This window comes from Lentilactobacillus fungorum (assembly GCF_016860605.1).
GTDB lineage: Bacteria > Bacillota > Bacilli > Lactobacillales > Lactobacillaceae > Lentilactobacillus > Lentilactobacillus fungorum.
The window spans coordinates 1-17,800 of record NZ_BNJR01000021.1 but is presented as its reverse complement, the minus strand read 5'-3'; the positions used below and the strand labels follow the sequence as shown (position 1 = coordinate 17,800).

Annotated in this window: 20 protein-coding genes and 1 riboswitch; of the genes, 12 read left to right on the top strand and 8 right to left on the bottom strand. The window is 41.8% G+C overall.

Annotated features, from left to right (window positions below; genetic code table 11):
- Nucleotides 1–91 precede the first annotated feature (91 nt).
- Together YK48G_RS12725 and YK48G_RS12720 are read left to right on the top strand one after the other, a co-directional pair.
- Complete coding sequence (locus tag YK48G_RS12725; RefSeq protein WP_203631089.1) at nucleotides 92–2,491, top strand: phosphoketolase family protein; 2,400 nt, start codon at nucleotides 92–94, stop codon at nucleotides 2,489–2,491.
- Between the two features lie 236 nt (nucleotides 2,492–2,727).
- A complete protein-coding gene (locus YK48G_RS12720) occupies nucleotides 2,728–3,558 on the top strand; it encodes a hypothetical protein (RefSeq protein WP_203631088.1) in 831 nt (276 codons plus the stop codon).
- A 132-nt stretch (nucleotides 3,559–3,690) separates the two neighbouring features.
- Here YK48G_RS12720 and YK48G_RS12715 read toward each other — a convergent pair whose 3' ends face one another.
- Nucleotides 3,691–3,999, bottom strand: a complete 309-nt coding sequence (locus YK48G_RS12715; protein WP_203631087.1) for a DUF960 domain-containing protein — start codon at nucleotides 3,997–3,999, stop codon at nucleotides 3,691–3,693.
- A gap of 74 nt (nucleotides 4,000–4,073) precedes the next feature.
- The gene (locus YK48G_RS12710) at nucleotides 4,074–4,895 is read right to left on the bottom strand and encodes a LicD family protein (RefSeq protein ID WP_203631086.1); all 822 of its coding nucleotides are present in this window, start codon (nucleotides 4,893–4,895) and stop codon (nucleotides 4,074–4,076) included.
- Between the two features lie 137 nt (nucleotides 4,896–5,032).
- On the opposite strand from YK48G_RS12710, the gene YK48G_RS12705 reads away from it, so the two are divergent.
- The 6 genes from YK48G_RS12705 (at nucleotide 5,033) to YK48G_RS12680 (ending at nucleotide 7,818) form a co-directional block, all read left to right on the top strand.
- The gene (locus YK48G_RS12705) at nucleotides 5,033–5,494 is read left to right on the top strand and encodes a MarR family winged helix-turn-helix transcriptional regulator (protein WP_203631085.1); all 462 of its coding nucleotides are present in this window, start codon (nucleotides 5,033–5,035) and stop codon (nucleotides 5,492–5,494) included.
- Nucleotides 5,495–5,742: 248 nt separating this feature from the next.
- Nucleotides 5,743–5,994: a GlsB/YeaQ/YmgE family stress response membrane protein gene (locus YK48G_RS12700; protein ID WP_203631084.1), complete on the top strand. Its 252-nt coding sequence runs from the start codon at nucleotides 5,743–5,745 to the stop codon at nucleotides 5,992–5,994.
- 37 nt (nucleotides 5,995–6,031) lie between these two features.
- The gene (gene amaP / locus YK48G_RS12695; RefSeq protein ID WP_203631083.1) at nucleotides 6,032–6,598 is read left to right on the top strand and encodes an alkaline shock response membrane anchor protein AmaP; all 567 of its coding nucleotides are present in this window, start codon (nucleotides 6,032–6,034) and stop codon (nucleotides 6,596–6,598) included.
- Between the two features lie 13 nt (nucleotides 6,599–6,611).
- The gene (locus YK48G_RS12690; RefSeq protein WP_203631082.1) at nucleotides 6,612–6,794 is read left to right on the top strand and encodes a hypothetical protein; all 183 of its coding nucleotides are present in this window, start codon (nucleotides 6,612–6,614) and stop codon (nucleotides 6,792–6,794) included.
- A 20-nt stretch (nucleotides 6,795–6,814) separates the two neighbouring features.
- Nucleotides 6,815–7,246 (top strand): Asp23/Gls24 family envelope stress response protein, encoded by a 432-nt coding sequence (locus YK48G_RS12685; protein WP_203631081.1) that lies wholly within the window; start codon nucleotides 6,815–6,817, stop codon nucleotides 7,244–7,246.
- 152 nt (nucleotides 7,247–7,398) lie between these two features.
- The gene (locus tag YK48G_RS12680) at nucleotides 7,399–7,818 is read left to right on the top strand and encodes an Asp23/Gls24 family envelope stress response protein (RefSeq protein ID WP_203631080.1); all 420 of its coding nucleotides are present in this window, start codon (nucleotides 7,399–7,401) and stop codon (nucleotides 7,816–7,818) included.
- A 339-nt stretch (nucleotides 7,819–8,157) separates the two neighbouring features.
- Here the strand turns inward: YK48G_RS12680 and YK48G_RS12675 are convergent, their stop codons facing one another.
- Together YK48G_RS12675 and YK48G_RS12670 are read right to left on the bottom strand one after the other, a co-directional pair.
- The gene (locus YK48G_RS12675; protein ID WP_203631079.1) at nucleotides 8,158–8,520 is read right to left on the bottom strand and encodes a hypothetical protein; all 363 of its coding nucleotides are present in this window, start codon (nucleotides 8,518–8,520) and stop codon (nucleotides 8,158–8,160) included.
- A 128-nt stretch (nucleotides 8,521–8,648) separates the two neighbouring features.
- Entirely contained in the window at nucleotides 8,649–9,206 is a 558-nt protein-coding gene (locus YK48G_RS12670; RefSeq protein ID WP_203631215.1) for a cysteine hydrolase family protein, read from the bottom strand.
- A 645-nt stretch (nucleotides 9,207–9,851) separates the two neighbouring features.
- On the opposite strand from YK48G_RS12670, the gene YK48G_RS12665 reads away from it, so the two are divergent.
- Entirely contained in the window at nucleotides 9,852–11,210 is a 1,359-nt protein-coding gene (locus YK48G_RS12665) for an amino acid permease (protein ID WP_203631078.1), read from the top strand.
- 91 nt (nucleotides 11,211–11,301) lie between these two features.
- Nucleotides 11,302–12,207 carry a magnesium transporter CorA family protein gene (locus YK48G_RS12660; RefSeq protein WP_203631077.1) on the top strand — a complete coding sequence of 302 codons (906 nt, stop codon included), beginning with the start codon at nucleotides 11,302–11,304 and terminating at the stop codon, nucleotides 12,205–12,207.
- A 90-nt stretch (nucleotides 12,208–12,297) separates the two neighbouring features.
- Here YK48G_RS12660 and YK48G_RS12655 read toward each other — a convergent pair whose 3' ends face one another.
- Together YK48G_RS12655 and YK48G_RS12650 are read right to left on the bottom strand one after the other, a co-directional pair.
- The gene (locus tag YK48G_RS12655; RefSeq protein WP_203631076.1) at nucleotides 12,298–12,669 is read right to left on the bottom strand and encodes a hypothetical protein; all 372 of its coding nucleotides are present in this window, start codon (nucleotides 12,667–12,669) and stop codon (nucleotides 12,298–12,300) included.
- Nucleotides 12,670–12,794: 125 nt separating this feature from the next.
- On the bottom strand, nucleotides 12,795–13,505 hold the full coding sequence (locus tag YK48G_RS12650; protein ID WP_203631075.1) for a hypothetical protein: 711 nt from the start codon (nucleotides 13,503–13,505) through the stop codon (nucleotides 12,795–12,797).
- 114 nt (nucleotides 13,506–13,619) lie between these two features.
- Nucleotides 13,620–13,703: riboswitch (SMK box riboswitch) on the top strand.
- On the opposite strand from YK48G_RS12650, the gene metK reads away from it, so the two are divergent.
- Both metK and YK48G_RS12640 read left to right on the top strand, forming a co-directional pair.
- Nucleotides 13,701–14,891 (top strand): methionine adenosyltransferase, encoded by a 1,191-nt coding sequence (metK, locus tag YK48G_RS12645; RefSeq protein WP_203631074.1) that lies wholly within the window; start codon nucleotides 13,701–13,703, stop codon nucleotides 14,889–14,891. It overlaps the preceding riboswitch by 3 nt.
- A 75-nt stretch (nucleotides 14,892–14,966) precedes the next feature.
- Nucleotides 14,967–16,445: an MDR family MFS transporter gene (locus tag YK48G_RS12640; protein WP_203631073.1), complete on the top strand. Its 1,479-nt coding sequence runs from the start codon at nucleotides 14,967–14,969 to the stop codon at nucleotides 16,443–16,445.
- Here the strand turns inward: YK48G_RS12640 and mnmM are convergent.
- Nucleotides 16,442–17,017: a tRNA 5-(aminomethyl)-2-thiouridylate-methyltransferase MnmM gene (gene mnmM / locus YK48G_RS12635; protein ID WP_203631072.1), complete on the bottom strand. Its 576-nt coding sequence runs from the start codon at nucleotides 17,015–17,017 to the stop codon at nucleotides 16,442–16,444. The genes YK48G_RS12640 and mnmM overlap by 4 nt on opposite strands.
- Nucleotides 17,014–17,655: a phosphatase PAP2 family protein gene (locus YK48G_RS12630; RefSeq protein WP_203631071.1), complete on the bottom strand. Its 642-nt coding sequence runs from the start codon at nucleotides 17,653–17,655 to the stop codon at nucleotides 17,014–17,016. The genes mnmM and YK48G_RS12630 overlap by 4 nt, the downstream gene beginning before the upstream one ends.
- Nucleotides 17,656–17,800: the final 145 nt, after the last annotated feature.

Here is a 17,800-nt window from a genome sequence, read left to right as displayed (position 1 = left end):
TGTCAGCATACAATATGATTGTAATTTAAGTTTGGGCCGGACCAAATCACAAATTGGTATCTAATCACTGTCAATCCAGGAGGTTACTAATATGACAAATTTTGATTCAGACGATTATCTGCAAAAAGTTAATTTATATTGGCAAGCAGCCAACTATTTATCCGTTGGTCAACTATTCTTAAGAGATAATCCGTTGCTTAAGCGGGAGTTAGTGGCTGAAGACGTCAAAATTAAACCGATTGGTCATTGGGGAACGATTGCTTCGCAGAACTTTATGTATGCACACTTAAACCGGGTGATTAAGAAGTATCATTTAAATATGTTCTACATTGAAGGTTCAGGTCACGGCGGCCAGGTGATGGTTTCTAATTCGTATTTGGACGGTAGTTATAGTGAGATCTATCCTCAAATTTCCCAAAATGAAGTTGGCCTTCAACGACTTTTTAAGCAATTTTCATTTCCGGGCGGAGTCGCTTCCCACGCAGCACCGGAAACGCCAGGTTCAATGCATGAAGGCGGCGAGTTAGGCTATTCAATTTCTCATGGAACCGGTGCGATTCTTGATAATCCCGATGTGATTGCAGCTGTTGAAATTGGCGATGGGGAGGCCGAAACTGGTCCGCTGGCAGCATCTTGGTTCTCAAACAAGTTTATTAATCCCATTCATGATGGTGCAGTGCTGCCAATGCTAAATTTAAACGGCTTTAAGATTTCCAACCCAACCATTTTGTCACGTATGAGTGATGCAGAGCTTACCAATTATTTTAGGGGCATGGGCTGGGAGCCCTACTTTGTTGAAACCACCGGGGACGCTCATGATTATCAACGGGTTCATCGGGAAATGGCTGAAACGATGGATGCAATTATTACTAAAATTCAGGCCATTCAACAACGTGCCAGAGAAAATAACGATGATCGGCTTCCGCACTGGCCGATGTTGATTCTACGCTCCCCTAAAGGATGGACCGGCCCTAAATCTGATTTAGAAGGTAATCCAATCGTAGGTTCCTTTAGAGCTCATCAAGTACCGATTCCTGTAAGCGCCGATCAAATGACGCATAAAGACCTGCTGGTTAACTGGCTAAAGTCTTATCAGCCCGAGAAACTCTTTAATAAAAATGGCTCAATTAAGGCAGAGATTAGGGCAACCACGCCGGACGGTAATCAGCGCATGGCGATGAATCCAATCGTCAACGGCGGGATTGCACCTAAAAGATTAAAGATGCCAGACGTAAAGCAGTTTGCCCTCAAAATTGACAACCCAGGGGAAAAAGAAGCGCAAGACACTGAAGTACTTGCTAACTTTTATACTGAAATCATGAAGCAAAATACCAACTCTTTTCGAGCGTTTGGTCCTGATGAAACCAAGTCGAACAAATTCTTCTCGATGCTTAATTATGGTAAACGACAATGGTTGGAACCCATCAAGTCCCTAAATGATGAAAATATGGCGCCAGAAGGCCGGGTAATCGATTCTCAGCTCTCTGAGCATCAAGCTGAAGGGTGGCTGGAAGGATATGTCTTAACTGGCCGCCATGGCTTCTTTGCTTCATATGAAGCTTTTACCAGGGTTATTGATTCGATGCTCACTCAGCACTATAAATGGCTTCGAAAGGCACACGAACAATCATGGCGCCATGATTATCCGTCTTTGAATATCATGAACGTTTCGCATGCTTTCCAGCAGGATCATAACGGTTATACACATCAAGATCCAGGAATGCTGGGCCACTTAGCTGAAAAAGGCCATGAATTGGTTAATGAGTACGTGCCAGCAGACGCCAATTCCTTGTTGGCGGTGATGAATCATGCCCTTCAAGTCCGTGAAAAAATAAATTTGATTGTGGCTTCTAAACATCCACGGCCACAGTGGTTCTCAATGGATGAAGCAACCCAACTTGTAAACGATGGGCTTGGGATTATTCCTTGGGCATCAAATGATGAAGGCGATCCGGACGTGATTTTTGCGACTGCTGGAACGGAAGCTACCATGGAGAGTTTGGCTGCCATTGATCTGTTGCATGAAGCCTTTCCAAAGCTCAAAGTTCGCTTCATCAATGTAATTGATATTTTGAAGCTCCGGCCAAGCGGTGAAGATCAGGATGGCCGAGGATTAACCCAAGCAGCCTTTGATCACTACTTTACAACGACTAAACCGGTTATCTTTGCCTTTCATGGCTTTGAGAATACCTTCCGTGGACTGGTGTACAATCGACACAATCATAACATTAGTTTCCACGGCTATCGTGAAAATGGTGACATTACGACACCGTTTGACATGCGGGTTCTCAATGAGCTGGATCGCTATCACCTAGCCAAGGACGCTATTTCTCGAACGCAGTTTGCTTCTCAAGCCGATGAATTTCAAGCAAAGATGGACCAACGACTGCAAAAACATCATGACTACATTCGAGCCTTTGGCACTGACATGCCAGAGGTTAAGAATTGGAAGTGGTCAGGCAGCTTAACGGACGCATTGGCAACTAAATAAGTTATTTCTTTTTAAAATTCTGATCACTATTCGAAAAGCTTAGTTATCTATAAAACAAGCCAATAACGAGATCATTTCCAGAGATGGAGACGGTTATCGTTATTGGCTTATTTTGTCAGCAAAAACGGGTCTTCAAAAATTCAAATTCTCGCTTAACAATGAGATATGATACGATAATAGTACGAAACAAATGGGACGTTGGAGAGATACTCAAGGTACCCGTGGGGGGATTAAGCGTGATTGAACAAAAAATGAAAATTAAAGTCTTAAAGCAATTAGCCGGCTTGATTGTCGGAGCTGGGTGCCTGCTTGGTGGCTACCTACAAGTTGAGGCGCAATCATTAATCAAAAGTACTATTTTTGAGAACCAACTAATGGCGGGTAAACATTCAAACAAAACCACGACGTCATCAAAAAAGACGGTTGCCGCCAAAAAGTCAGCTTCAACTCAAAAGACGGCTACTAAGAAATCATCGTCGACCAGCAAAGAAACGCCTCGAAAATCGAAGGCAACCAAAACTAAAAGCTCGGCCGCTACCATGCCGGTGACGGTTAATTACCATCGCGGCGAAGGAAACGAATCGGCCACCTTAAGTCAGAATTATCAAAAATACCATCTTTATAACCACGTCACTGACTCCGGTTACTTTACTTATTATTACAATTGGAACAATGTCCCGGCAGCGTTTAAGCGCCGAGTCTATGTGGACGCACGGGCTGTCAAAAAGACTACCGGGACAACTTGGTACCGCATTCGGTTTGCCAAAGCAGCCAAAGCGCAAAAGTATTGGGTTTACGCTAAGGCATTGACGTTTGATGAGGTTAAATATGTGCCATCCACTCAGAAAATTAAAATCAAGCATGGCAGCTACGCCTTAAGAAGTCATGTTTATAATTCAGAGGACTTATCCTTAGTAAAGGGATCGGCTAAGTCGATTCTCAACCGAACGTATAAAGCCAATCAAGAAGCAGTCAAATTCCATTCTAAGGGGTTTACGATCTGGTATCGATTTAGATGGCACTCGAAGAATGTCTGGATCTGCCAGCAGGCAGTGCAATTATTGTAGACTTATTAGCTCATTGCTCAACTAGCTCAGTTGGAGATGATCATGGGGATTGCTAAAAGCCCTGTCGATAACAATTTAGCTGTTGTCGACAGGGCTTTAAATGGTGACATTTAAATAACAATCAGATACCTATTAAATATTAATCTCAGACGGCGTTGCAATAATTTGACGATTGCCACTGTCATAGACAACCAGTGATTTTGGATAGCTGGTGTTGTATGGAAATGGCGAGTCAAATGTGGCCACTAACTCATTATTCTGCATAAAATCGTATGATAAAGTACCATCATGATTGATCAGGTTGAAGACGATGAGATTGGAAAGCGGAAAGACCCCTTGAAGATCATTATCAATAAGGTACCAAACGTGGTCAATGGCTTCATCTGGTAACGTTGAGACAATGCTATAACTCGCAAAACGAGAATGATCTTTATCGAACATATTAACACCTTCAATGTAAAAGTAATTGTTAACAACCTACCAAAAAAGTATTTTTGATGCAAGTAATTGGCGGGTTAAATCATAAATTCCTGATTATCCATGATTAACCTGGTAATGTGCTTCTCGACTCTGGCGTTTGCCGGTGGCAATGTTAAGTAGTCACCGTAGAGATTGGTCAGAATTTGGTCATAGTCAGCGGGGGCGGCAATGACGGTATCTTCAAATGGAAGATCAACCAAATCATTTAATTGCTCCTTTGAAAAAACTTCCTTATCATAGCTGTATTGCGAAGCTAAATTTTTGTAAGTCATCAAATTCGGCCGTTCGTTATAGCTTGTCATTAGATCTTGACGCTGACGCTTATATTCCCAGGCGGTTTGCAACTGTTCGCTGGACAGCGGCGTTTGAAACTTTCTCATTGGATTATCAATTACATTATACCGCAGTTTCAAATAGATTCGACTATCAAGTCTTCGCAGACTGACGATCTGTCTGCGTTGGCGCTCCTTTGAAGCTGGAATTTTGTCTAATGGAAAAATATCCAAAAAGACGCCTTTTCGTGCATTGTTGACGTTGTTTTTTTCTTCAATGTAAGTCGTACGATCTAAAAGCTTCGCATAGCTAAGGGCATAATTGGGGTCAGTCCAAGGGGTTTGAAGAAAAAAATGAGGACTCAACTGACTTGGTGCTGTGTCGAGAAATCGTTCATAGTCCTCCCTTAGGATACCGATATCCATGTCGTCGTCCCAAGGAATAAACCCTTGATGTCTTACAGCCCCTAAAAGGGTTCCGCCAAGCGCAAGGTAGTGGATATTTAAATTCTCGGCAATTCGGGCGAATTCTTTGAAGATATTTAGTTCAACTTGATGAATTAATGTAGTGACGTTGGCTGTCATAATACCTCCTATTTTCATTTAATAACCCTAATTATAAGGTATTTGAGAAAGATTCCCAAAAGAAGGGGTATAAGGTTGCGGCAATGAGCATGAAAATATATAATTAAGGCGGTACTAATAATAATTATTTTTTGGGAATGGTGAGGGATATGAGTAAAACAAATCAACAATTACTAAAGGAAGCGATTGATGTCTATTTGTCTTCATTGAAGTATTTAGATAATTTCGTTTCTGAACCTGCGACAAAGTACGGCCTATCGTTTGAGCAGTATTTAATTCTGCATACGATTGCCGAACGAGAGCATGTGTCATTAATGGATATTGCCAGCGAACGAAAAGTAACCCGGAGTGCAATATCGCGGCAAATCAAAGTGCTATTACAGCATGATTATATTTTTCAAAAGCCGGCCGAAAGTGACAGAAGGCGGCTTTACCTGCATTTAACACCGAGCGGCGAAAAGGCCGAAAAGAAAGTGAACGATTTAATCACGAAGCGCTTCGATAACTGGATTAGCCGCTACGGGGAAGACAAGGTCCGAGAAATTTTGGCCTTCATCAAAGATTTTGCCGCTCACGAGATGTCAAAATCTGAAAAGTAATGTTTTACTTAAAGCCTCATTGAGGGATGAGGGATAGCCTACCTAAGTTTTTTGCTTAGGTGGGCTTTTTTTATGGACAATTAGGTATTTGTAATGAAGAATTGTTGTTTTTGAACGGGGAGAAGCCGTTCAATAAAAGAACATACTTTTTTCAAGGCTTATTCACACAATAAGTTATATGTTATTGTATACTATGGTTATAGCAACGCAAATAGTTGTTAAATCTCACTATAGAAAGGATGATTGCCATGTTTAGTTTAATCTGGACACTAATTATCGGCGGAATTATCGGTGCCATTGCTGGTGCGATTACAAGTCGCGATATGCCAATGGGATGGATCGGAAACATCGTCGGTGGGTTAATTGGTGCTTGGTTAGGTCAAGCACTACTTGGAACATGGGGCCCACAATTGGCTGAAATAGCAATTTTCCCAGCAATTGTCGGTGCCGTTGTACTGGTTCTAGTCGTTTCCTTAATTAGCCGTGGCTTGGCTAAATAAAGCGTGAAATGATTAGCTGAAGAGAGGAGGTCAGGCGGTGAGTCGACTAACCAAATTACTGGTTTTGCTGATCAGTATCATTTTAATTGTTCAATCCGTTTGGTTTGTTGCACTGGTCGTGCCAATTGATTACCTATCAAAATTAGCGTTACCGTCAATTCAAACCAACGTTGACTGGCTAATGGTGTTAGCGTTAGGACTTAGCATAGTGGTTGGAATAGTCGGTGTGGTGGCAATGATAATTATCATGTTTGCTCCCAAAAAAGCTAACCGATTGGTGTTTCAATCGACAACCGGTAAGCTGAGCATCTCAAAAAAAGCTGTTGAAAAATCACTCAACGAGGCAATTATGCAACAAGCAGCGGTCGTTGACGTTGATTCGACGGTTAAGTTGCAAACTAGAAATCGCTTGGCAAAGGTAACGGTTATTGCTGTTGATAAACAAGGTAGAGATTTAGTCAATTTAGGTGAACGAATTCAGGCCATTGTGGCTGATAAAATTGCTGACTTAATGGCTGTTAAAGTTAAAAAAGTCAAAGTAAAAGTCAAACCTTATGACTCACTCCCAAATAAACGAAGGGCAAACCACCCGCGAGTGGTATAAGGAGGCGGATTAGATGAACTCAATGATGTATGGTGGCCTAATCGGTTTAATTTGTGGGCTCGTATGGGTATTTGGCAGCTTTAGTGGCATGTTGCTGGTGATTGCCCTTACATTAATTGGAACGCTGGTAGGGGCCATTATATGGAAATTAGGCGGGATCAAAAGTTTGATTAGCCAAATGATGAGTGATGATTAATTTTTAAGGAGTTGAAATCGATGGATGCAACGGTACAAACACCGCAATTAACGAGAAAGTTGACATTTGACGATGCAGTGATTGAGAAAATCGCTGGGCTGGTATGCCGAAACGTTGACGGCATTTTATCTCTTGACGGTGGCATGATGAGTGAACTGGCAGACCGTTTCTCAAAGTCAACTGACCCAACCAAGGGAATTGATGCTGAAGTCGGCGAAAAACAAGTCGCTTTGGATATGGAAGCAACAATTGAGTATGGGGCAGATGCCCGGCAAATTTTTGATGAAGTTTGTTCACGTACCCAGCGGGCAATTAAAAATTATACTGGTTTGGATGTCGTTGAACTGAATTTAAATATCAATGATGTTTTGACAAAACAAGAATGGGAACAGCAAAGCAGCCGTAAAAAGGATAAAATTGCCAATAATGTTCAAGATGATCGGGTTAAGTAATCGATTGTTTTAGAATGGCTGCGCAAAGCAGAAAGCTCCGTGTAAGCACCTTGGCGAAAAATCCCAAGCCCGGGGATTTCCCGCTAAGGAGCCTTACACTCCGCTTTCTAACCGCTTTGCTCCGCTCACTTTACTTTAGGAGGAATTTAATTATGGTTGAACAAAGCAAAGCAACGGGTGTTGAAACCGTTTTGACTTATGAAGATGACGTATTAGCAAAGATTGCTGGAAATACAGTGCGCGACGTTGACGGCGTCTTATCACTTGAAGGCAACCTAATTGATTCAGTAACGGACAGATTTTCTGATGATACCGACCCAACAACTGGTGTTAAAGTCGATCTGGATAATGACGACAAGGAAGTTAAGTTGTCAATGGATGCTGTTGTAGAATACGGCAAGAGCATTCCAGCCGTTTTCAATAAGGTAACGAATAAATTGTCACAAGCCATTAATGAAATGACAGATTTGAAGCCAACAGAAATTAAAATTAACGTAAAAGATTTACAAACGAGAGAAGAATTTATGAGCAAGAATCGCAAAGGTGACAAGAAAAAGGACAAAGACAAATAGTACCCGAGTAACGGCGCTTTGCTTCGGCACCTAAAGGCCCTCTGACCTAATCCTAATTTTGGATTTGAGTCAAGGGGGCCTTTTAGGTGTCGTGTCAGTTGCTTCGGCGCGTATTTCCGCTAAATGGTGATAGCGCAAACCCGGTTTTTGATGGGTAGCCCCAAATAGCATTGATACCTTTGTTGGCAGCCGCGTTTCAGCAAAGATGCAGGGATAATCTATTTGAACGAATCATGGCAGGCTTCATAATTGGTAACACGAATGTACACAAAAAGACCGTGAATTCACAATTTTTCATTGCAAATCCACGGCCTTCAACTAATGATTTAAACGGTTTGATTATGCCATTGCCTCGTCTTCTTCTAACTCTAGCCAAAGAGCCAATGCAGTCGGATTGAAGTCCGGCCAGCTTGAGATATGGGCATAGCCTCTCTGCAACAAAGAAGAAACTTTGCGTTTTTTAAGATCATCAAAAACAGTAAGGGCGAAAATATTATCTTCCAAATCCGTTATGACAGTCCCCAATTTGTGATTCCATTCGGCTACTAGGTCTTGATAGATTAACAATTGGCGAGCGTTTTTAATGGTGTAATCGACCCCTTGTTGCCTCAAAGTTTCTTTGTAATCTTCGTATTCTTGCAAAACGGCTTCTTTGGCCTTTTCCCACTGTTCATTATTGTACCTTGGCACTTTATTAGCCATGAGGGTTCCTCCTTAAGCACAAAAATATTGTCAAGCATGGTTAAATACTTGGCGATTCGATCTCATGTTTAATCTTCTGATGAACATTAAACACTAAATCGGCACATTTTGCAAAGGGGGATTTTGAATTAATCAACGACGCTTGCACCTAATACATGTTCAAAATGATTAAGGGCCCATTTTTTACCTTCAGGAGTTAATCCAGCAACACCGTTTCGATGAATAATCAGTTGATAGTTAAGGTTATAAGCATCCACGGCAGTGTGAAGAACACAAATATCCGTGCAGACGCCGACTAAATGAAGGGTATCAATGTGACGTTCCCGCAAGCGAATATCCAAGTCGGTTCCAGCAAATGCGCTATAGCGAGTCTTATCATACATGTAAACCTTATCAGCATTTTTGTTAGCCTCAAACCAGTCTTTTAAACCATCATAAAATTCTCGGCCCCAAGTATTCCGGACGTTGTGAGGAGGGAAGAGCTTGGTTTCGGGATGATACGGGTCATTGGGCTTGTGAACGTCGGTTGGCAAAATGACCCAATCGCCATTTTTGACAAACTGATTCGCTAAGTTAATGATTGTCGGCTCGATAGCTTGGCCGGCCTTGCCACAAGTTAAGGCGCCCTTGTCGGCGACAAAATCATTCGTGTAATCAATAATTAACAATGCAGTGTGTGAACTCATCATAATGCCTCCAGTCTCAATTCCGTTAAAAGTATTTTTAACTTTTACTAGCTTAAAGGTACACTGTTTTGATCGAAAATTCAATCATTTGCGTGCAATAAGCAAGTGGCAAAAACAATCATGAACCCGGACAATTTTGTGATAACTGATAAAATTGTTAAGAAGTTACCCTTGACTTTTTAAAAAATCTTCCGTACACTTGAAGGCATTCAACAGAGAGTCGATTACGGCTGAAAGTCGACAGATTAATGGCAAATCACATAATTGGCTGCAACCAATATCTGCATTTTGAGGCAATACATATTGTATTGCAGAACTTGGGTGGAACCGCGTTCGATTGAATGCCCCTGGTACCTTAATTGGTACTGGGAGCTTTTTTATTTGTAGGACAGCTGCGCCAGGCAGAAAGCTGCACGTAAGCACCTCAGCCAGAAATTCCAAGCCCGGGAATTCCTGTCCGAGGAGCCTTATGTCCCAGTTTCTAAACGCCTGGCTCCGCTCACTGATTTTAGGACAGCTGCGCAAAGCAGAAAGCTACGCGTAAGCACCTCAGCCAAAAATCCCAAGCCCGGGGATTTTTGACTGAGGAGCCTTACACTCCGCTTTCTAACCGCTTTGCTCCGCTCACTAGGAGGAGATAGTTAAATGCAAACAGATCAAAAACAAAATACATTGTCACGCTCGTTAAAGAGCCGCCACATTCAAATGATTGCAATTGGTGGGGCGATTGGGACCGGTTTATTCTTAGGATCTGGATCGGCCATTCATACCTCAGGGCCTTCGATTATTTTATCTTATTTGGTTGTTGGCTTCTTTTGTTTCTTGTTAATGCGGGCAATTGGTGAACTCTTGCTTTCAGATACTCGGAAACATTCATTCCTAGACTTTGTTAAAGATTATTTAGGTGATCGCTGGGAGTTTGTCACCGGTTGGACATATTGGTTTTGTTGGATCAGCTTAGCAATGGCCGATTTAACAGCTACGGGGATTTACATTAGATATTGGTTCCCGGCAGTTCCCCAGTGGTTGCCGCCCTTTGTGATCTTACTATGCTTGTTTGCGGCAAATATGGTCAACGTCGGTTTGTTTGGCGAATTGGAATCTTGGTTTTCAATGATAAAAGTCCTTGCCATCATCTTGTTGGTGGTAGTAGGCGTTATTTTAGCAGTTTTCCACGTTAAAACCAGTCAATCAACGGCTTCGTTTAGTAATCTCGTATCACACGGTGGCTTTTTTCCAACAGGAATAACTGGCTTCTTGATGTCCTTTCAAATGGTGGTTTTTGCCTTTGTCGGCATCGAGATGGTTGGTCTAACAGCTGGGGAAACGGACAATCCTGAATTGAACCTGCCAAAGGCAATTAATAGTTTACCGATTCGAATCGGACTATTTTACGTTGGCTCAATGATTGCTGTGATGAGTGTTTATCCGTGGAATAACATTACGACAACCGCTAGTCCGTTTGTTCAAGTGTTTTCCGGAATTGGGGTTGTTGGGGCCGCTGGAATTTTAAATTTCGTCGTTTTAACGGCAGCCATTTCAGCGACCAATAGTTGTTTGTTTAGTACCAGCCGGACGATGTATGCACTCAGTATGGGAGGTAATGCGTCTTCGTTTTTGAATCGATTGGGAAGAAACGGTGTCCCCAACATTGCATTGAATTTTTCAACGGCCTTTTTACTAATTATCGTTATCCTAAATTATTTTATTCCCGCTGGGGTCTTTAATTTGGTCTCCAGTGTTTCGACCATTAATTTCGTGGTGGTTTGGGTCATTTTGCTAATTGTCCATTTAAAGTATCGGCGGCAAAATCCAGATGGGGTTGCCCGTTTCAAGATGCCGGGCTACCCAATTGCCGATTACGCGAGTTTAGCCTTTTTTGTTTTTGTCTTAGGATTCTTGTTAATCAGTTCGGCCACTCGGATAGCCATGGTGATCTCGGTTGTTTCGATAGGAGCGATGCTGGTTATTTATCAAGTTATCCAGGCAAGGGCTTCTAAATAATTATTGGCTAAATTTGAAAAAACAGTTGGGTACCTTACAATTTTGTTATCTGATAAACTGGACTTTGGGCTAAAAACGTAAGGGGAAACTAATGATTAACATTCACAACTTGTCAAGATATAGTTGGGTAGAAGCAATTGATCCGACTGAAAGCGAATTGACTGGCCTGGTTGGTAACTATCAACTACCAACCAAATTTAAAAATTACATGATGGATCGCCACGAGCAACCGCGAGCGGCCTATGATGACGCTTCTGATTTTGGCGTTTTGGTGGTTCGAGCGCTGGGAGACGTTCGAGAAAGTCATTCGACAACGGTGCCAATCTTTCTGGGTTTTAACGATCGGGTATTGATTTCAGTTTGCCATGATAGTGAACAGGCAAGGCTTGTCCGAGAAAAATCAGGAGTCCAGTATCACGAAATTAGCGGCCACATTTTAGCGATTTTAGCGGCACTTTTAACACCGTATTTTGATCAGCTGGATAAAATTAGTCAGCAAGCAGAAAAATTAGAAGATGCTCGGGTTCGTCGGGTTAGTAATGACCATTTAAATACGTTGGCCTTAATGAAAACAAACTTAGTATATTTGCGATCGGCAACTGCTGGTAATTTAGTTGCCTTACAAGAGCTGCAGGAAACATTTCACAAAAAGTTAACGATGTCTGCAGTCGCCACTAAAAAAGCGGATCAGCAGATCTCTGATTTACTGATCGAATATCAGCAATGCCGGTCAATGTTTGACGTGGTTGGCGATGTTGTGAGTGAGACAGAGTCGGCCTTTGGCAATATTTTGAATAATAAATTGAACCAAACGATGCAATTCTTAACAGTGTGGTCACTGATTTTAGCGATTCCACCAATTATTTCTGGGTTTTACGGGATGAATGTCAAATTGCCATTTGCGGATGAGTCGGCAGCTTGGATTTACACGGTGTTAATGACGTTGCTATTAGTGGGGCGGATGATCTTACACATCAAGCTGAATCAGCACCGATAATTATCGCCTTAGAAAAATAACAGCGGCCTAAACAAGAGGAACTCCTGTTTAAGCCGCTATTTTGATTGTCACTAAAACGATGTTTGAACCCTATTGTTTTGAGCAAGTTCGACCATCTGGGATGGGTTCGCCATTTGCGAATCGTTTTAGCGCGTTAATGGCGTTCAAAACATTTCCGCGGATCAAGTCGCTATGGTCAATGGCGATAATGGTGAAAGGAATTAGCAAATCACTTGGAAAATCATGAATAATCTGCTTATCCATTAAGATAACATCATCACTAGAAACTGTGGGGTCAAAGAAATGGTCTAAAATGATGTTGAATGATGACTGAGCTGAATTAATATGGGTACCTAACCGTTCACAGAAATTTTGGAGTAAGGCATCATCAACGATTGGATTTCCAGTCAAAGAAGGCTGAATTTTTCCTTTTCGAATGTCACCGACAACTCTGATGTTCATGTTGATCACCGCCCTCTTTATTATCCATCACAGGTTATTTTACCCGCTATTAATGCGAGTGGCGCATGCCGCGGCACTTCTTTTAGTAAAATTAATTATATTAACCAAATTATAATATTTAAAGTTTATAAACAGACGAGCAATGAAAAGAATAGGTAACAAATTGTCGAGACATTTGCCCGTTTTTGATAATTTTTGGGGTTAACCTGTGATTCGAAAAATAAATAAAAAGCCAAGATAGCGGTAATTAAAACGGTTCGCAGAAATGATAGTTGCAGCGTTAAACATAACAGAATAATCAAAATCAAAATGATTAATAGTGACGATAAATTACTTTTTTTCATAAAGCCATGGTAAGCAAAAAAGATATTAGAAAAAATGAGTGTCGTAATGTACATTAGGGATAACAACGAAAAATAATGATGATAAGAAACTGTGAATAAAAAAGCCAAGCCACTGCCGTTAATCACTCCAAATGTGATCCAGCGGCCGTGGGGTTCGTTGATGAACTGTGTTAATAAAAGCAGGTTCGCAAAAATAAAATCAACGAGCATTAAGATGGTATTGAGCGTACCCTGTTCAAAGAAGAGATGGATACTTAAGACCCCGACCACCGCATCACAAATGACGGTTAATAGCTGATTTTGTCGCGGTAAAATGACTTGGTTTAATAAAATTGCAAAGGGAATCCCTAATAAAACCAACGAAATGAGCTGCCGATTTTGAAAAAAGTGCGCCAGCGGGACGTTAGCAAACAGCATCCAAATGATTAAAGAGGCGCTCACCCTCAAAATAAACTGAAATTGATTCAATCTTTTTGTACTTGCCACCGCCATTTTCTCCTTACCTGATTAATCGACATTAATACTCATAATCGTAATATTTTTTGAAGAAGTGGTCAACGGGAATCAATAATTGGTTCCAAAAGTAAAAATTCTGTGATAACATAATAAAGTTATGAGTTCCCGATAGGATTCACGTTTAACGTGAAGAAGCCTTGTAACCTTAAAAATATATAGGGGGAAAATAAAATGCGCGAAAAACATTTATTTACTTCGGAATCAGTTTCAGAAGGCCATCCAGACAAAATTGCCGATCAGATTAGTGATGCAATCTTGGATGCCTTGCTTGCTCAAGATCCAGATGCTCGTGTTGCCTGCGAGACATCGGTTACCACTGGATTAGTTTTAGTTTTTGGCGAAATATCGACAACGGCATACGTTGATATTCAAAAAGTTGTGCGTAATACGATTAAGCGAATTGGTTATTGCGATGGCCGTTACGGCTTTGATGGTGATTCTTGTGCCGTGATTGTTGCTTTGGATGAACAATCACCAGACATTGCCCAGGGCGTTGATGATGCCCTGGAAGAGCGCAATGGTGAGTCCGATCCGCTTGATAAGATTGGCGCTGGTGATCAAGGGTTAATGTTCGGTTATGCGATTAACGAAACACCCGAGTTAATGCCATTACCAATTTCATTAGCTCATAAGCTGATGCGAAAACAAGCAGCTTTGCGCAAGTCTGGAGAAATTAGTTATTTAGGCCCTGATGCTAAGGCTGAAGTAACGGTTGAGTACGATGATAACAATCAACCAATTCGAGTCGATACCGTTGTTTTAAGCACGCAGCACGATGATGGGGTTAGCTTGGATCAGGTTCGTGCCGACGTGATCGAAAAGATCATTAAGCAGGTCATTCCAAGTCGATACTTGGACAGTCAAACGCGTTACCTGGTTAACCCAACTGGTCGGTTTGTAATTGGCGGGCCTCAAGGTGATGCCGGATTGACTGGCCGAAAGATTATTGTTGATACGTATGGCGGCTACGCCCATCACGGTGGTGGTGCATTTTCCGGTAAGGATGCAACCAAAGTCGACCGTTCGGCTAGCTATGCTGCTCGCTACATTGCTAAGAATATGGTTGCGGCCGGCTTGGCAGACCAATTAGAGATTCAGTTGGCTTATGCGATTGGAGTTGCAACGCCCGTTTCAATCGATATTAATACGTTTGGCACCGGAAAAGTTTCAGAAGAACAACTAATTGAAGCAACCCGGAAATTGTTTGATTTGCGTCCAGCCGGGATTATCAAAATGTTGGATCTCAAACGACCAATTTATGAACAAACCGCCGCGTATGGTCATTTTGGCAGGACGGATATTGATTTGCCATGGGAACATACCGATAAGGTTGATGCGTTAAAAGATTATTTCAAGTTATAAACAGCTAACCAGCAAAACGCCCTTGAAAATTCAGGGGCGCTTTTTTGGTCAAAATAAGATTAAAGGGGTTATTTCATGTCTGAAACGGCTAAAAAAAGCAACGTGACCTTGGTGACAATTGCATTATTTGTGGCGACATTTATGGCAGCAATTGAAGGAACAATTGTTTCAACGGCGATGCCAACCATTGTTGGTGATTTACACGGGGTTGCCCTAATGAACTGGGTATTTTCCATTTTCTTACTTACTAACGCAATCGCAACGCCAATATATGGGAAATTAGCGGATCGACTGGGTCGCAAACCGATGTTTATTGGTGGGATTGCTATCTTTATCTTTGGCTCGGTTATGTCCGGCTTATCCAATTCAATGATTGTTCTTATCATTTGGCGAGCAATCCAGGGAATTGGTGCGGGTTCAATTTTACCAATTGCGAATACAATCATTGCTGACATTTATCCACTAGAAAAACGAGCTCAAGTATTGGGATTAAACAGTTCCGCTTGGGGAATTGCATCCGTAATTGCCCCCTTGCTGGGTGGGTTTATTGTAGATCAATTAAGTTGGCATTGGATCTTTTTTATTAACTTGCCAATTGGATTAATTGTTATGATCTTAGTCCAATTGTACCTGCATGAAGAAAAACGGCAGGGGACGACACGAATGGATCTTGCCGGGACTATCTGGCTGGCATTGATGCTCCTAGCTATTATGTATGCCTTTCAATTAATTGGTCAATCACCAATTAATTGGCAAATCGTGGCTGGCTGTTTCTTGATTACCATCGTTTCGCTCATTATGTTTATTCGAACGGAACGCTTGGCGAAGGATCCACTAATCCCGATGGAATTGTTCGATAATCGAACGTTTGTTGTCCAAAATATTGTTGTCTTTTTAGTAAGTGGTTTTTTGATTGGTTATGAAGTTTATCTTCCAGACTGGACGCAGGGAATCTTAGGGTTGCGAGCATCGATGGCCGGTTTTGCGGTTACGCCCAGTTCATTGATGTGGATTGTGGGGTCATTTATTGCGGGGAAATTACTTGTTAGGATTACACCACATCAAATTATTAATCTCAGTTTGGCTTTTGTTCTGATTGGTGGCATTATCATGGTTCTAATTCCAGCCGAGACACCATTTGTGGCCTTTTTACTGATATCTGTCATTTGTGGGACCGGCTTTGGCCTTACGGTAACGACATCATTAATTAGCGTTCAAAATACAGTTGAGTCCACTGAAATTGGAGTGGCAACTTCGTTTAATACCCTTGCGCGCACTTTGGGGCAAACATTAATGATTTCTGTTTTCGGCATTGTTATGAATGCTACTATGCTTCGGGGGGTTCGTCAGACCGAGGGAACAACGTTAAAGATGATGGATAAATTGATTAACCCGATGACGGCTAATCAATTAAGTGCCAATCTTTTGCCGAAACTGCGACAGATTTTGTTCAGTTCGTTGCATAACGTGTTTATCGTTGCGTTAATTCTAATTATTGTTGCCTATGCAGTTAACTTTTTTGATCGCCAACAGAAAAAACAGCGAATCGATTAATCGATTCGCTGAATAGCCATGACAAAGGGCGGCCAATGCTGTTGATTGATAAACTGATAGGTTAAAACATTATACCGCTTTTGGTCGAGGGTTCGACCGAAACTCAAGACATCATTTTTTTCTTTTTCGCCCCCGGGGTGTCCATAGTAGATAACGAGGACAACGATCCCATTCTTACCTAAGTGACTCAAGCAGCCTTCGATGGCCTTAATGGTCGTGTCAGAGTATGTAACGATTGTTTTATCACCACCCGGTAAATAGCCTAGGTTAAATATCGCCCCGGCAATTGTCGTCTGATAGGGTAAGATTTCGTCGACCTTTGAATGACTGATATTATAAAGATAGATATTTTCAAGATCCACGTGGTTTTCGGTTAATCGGCTCCGAGTATGCTTAATGGCTTCAGCTTGAATATCAAAGCCATACAACGTTCCTGTCGGGCCAATTAAATTTGCCAAAAACAAGGTGTCATGGCCGTTGCCAATGGTGCAATCGACAACCGTGTCACCCGCTTGGATCCGTTCGGCAAATAATTGATGACTAAATTCCAACGCAGAGGGAATCCGCTTCATGATGCGCCTCCTATAAATTTATTGAAGACGAATTTACTCATGCCTAGGAGACAAAATCCAAGTGACCAGCCACCAGCAACATCGCTTGCAAAGTGAACACCAACATAAATTCGACTTATTCCAATCAATACAATGATAACAAGGAATAGCAAATCCAACATTAATTTTTTGGCATTATTTTTTAATAAATGATTAACAATCATGATTAAACTGCCAAAAACCATCATCGTGCCCATTGCGTGGCCGCTTGGAAAGCTGCTGGAATGCACGGTAACTAAGTGTCGGAGAGTGGGACGAGGACGGTTGATTAGTAATTTGGCAAGTGAATTGATGGGCATTGCCAACAGGAGACCGTTAGTTAACAAAAAGAGGCTGGCGACAGGATTGCCAGCGAAAAACAAAGTCAGGCACGCCACAATAACTAAAACCGTGAGAGGCACCATATTTCCCAGTTTAGTGAAGTTAACGAAAAAATGGGTTAAAGCTGGAGTGGCCATTGCCCTAATCGGCCGACCAAAAAATTGATCGAACGACTGAATCCAAGCTTGGTGCCGCTTAACCGCGATGGCAAGTAATAGGAAAATAATGAATGAGGTGCTAACAGAAACTTTTGCCCAATAGCTTGACGGTGAGTGCATGAAATGACCTCCAATAATAAAGTGAGCGGAACAAAGCGCTTAGAAAGCGGAACATAAGGCTCCTTGAACAGAAATTCCCGGGCTTGGAATTTTTGTTCAAGGTGCTTATGTGTAGCTTTCTGCTTTGCGCAGCTGTCCTAAAAAA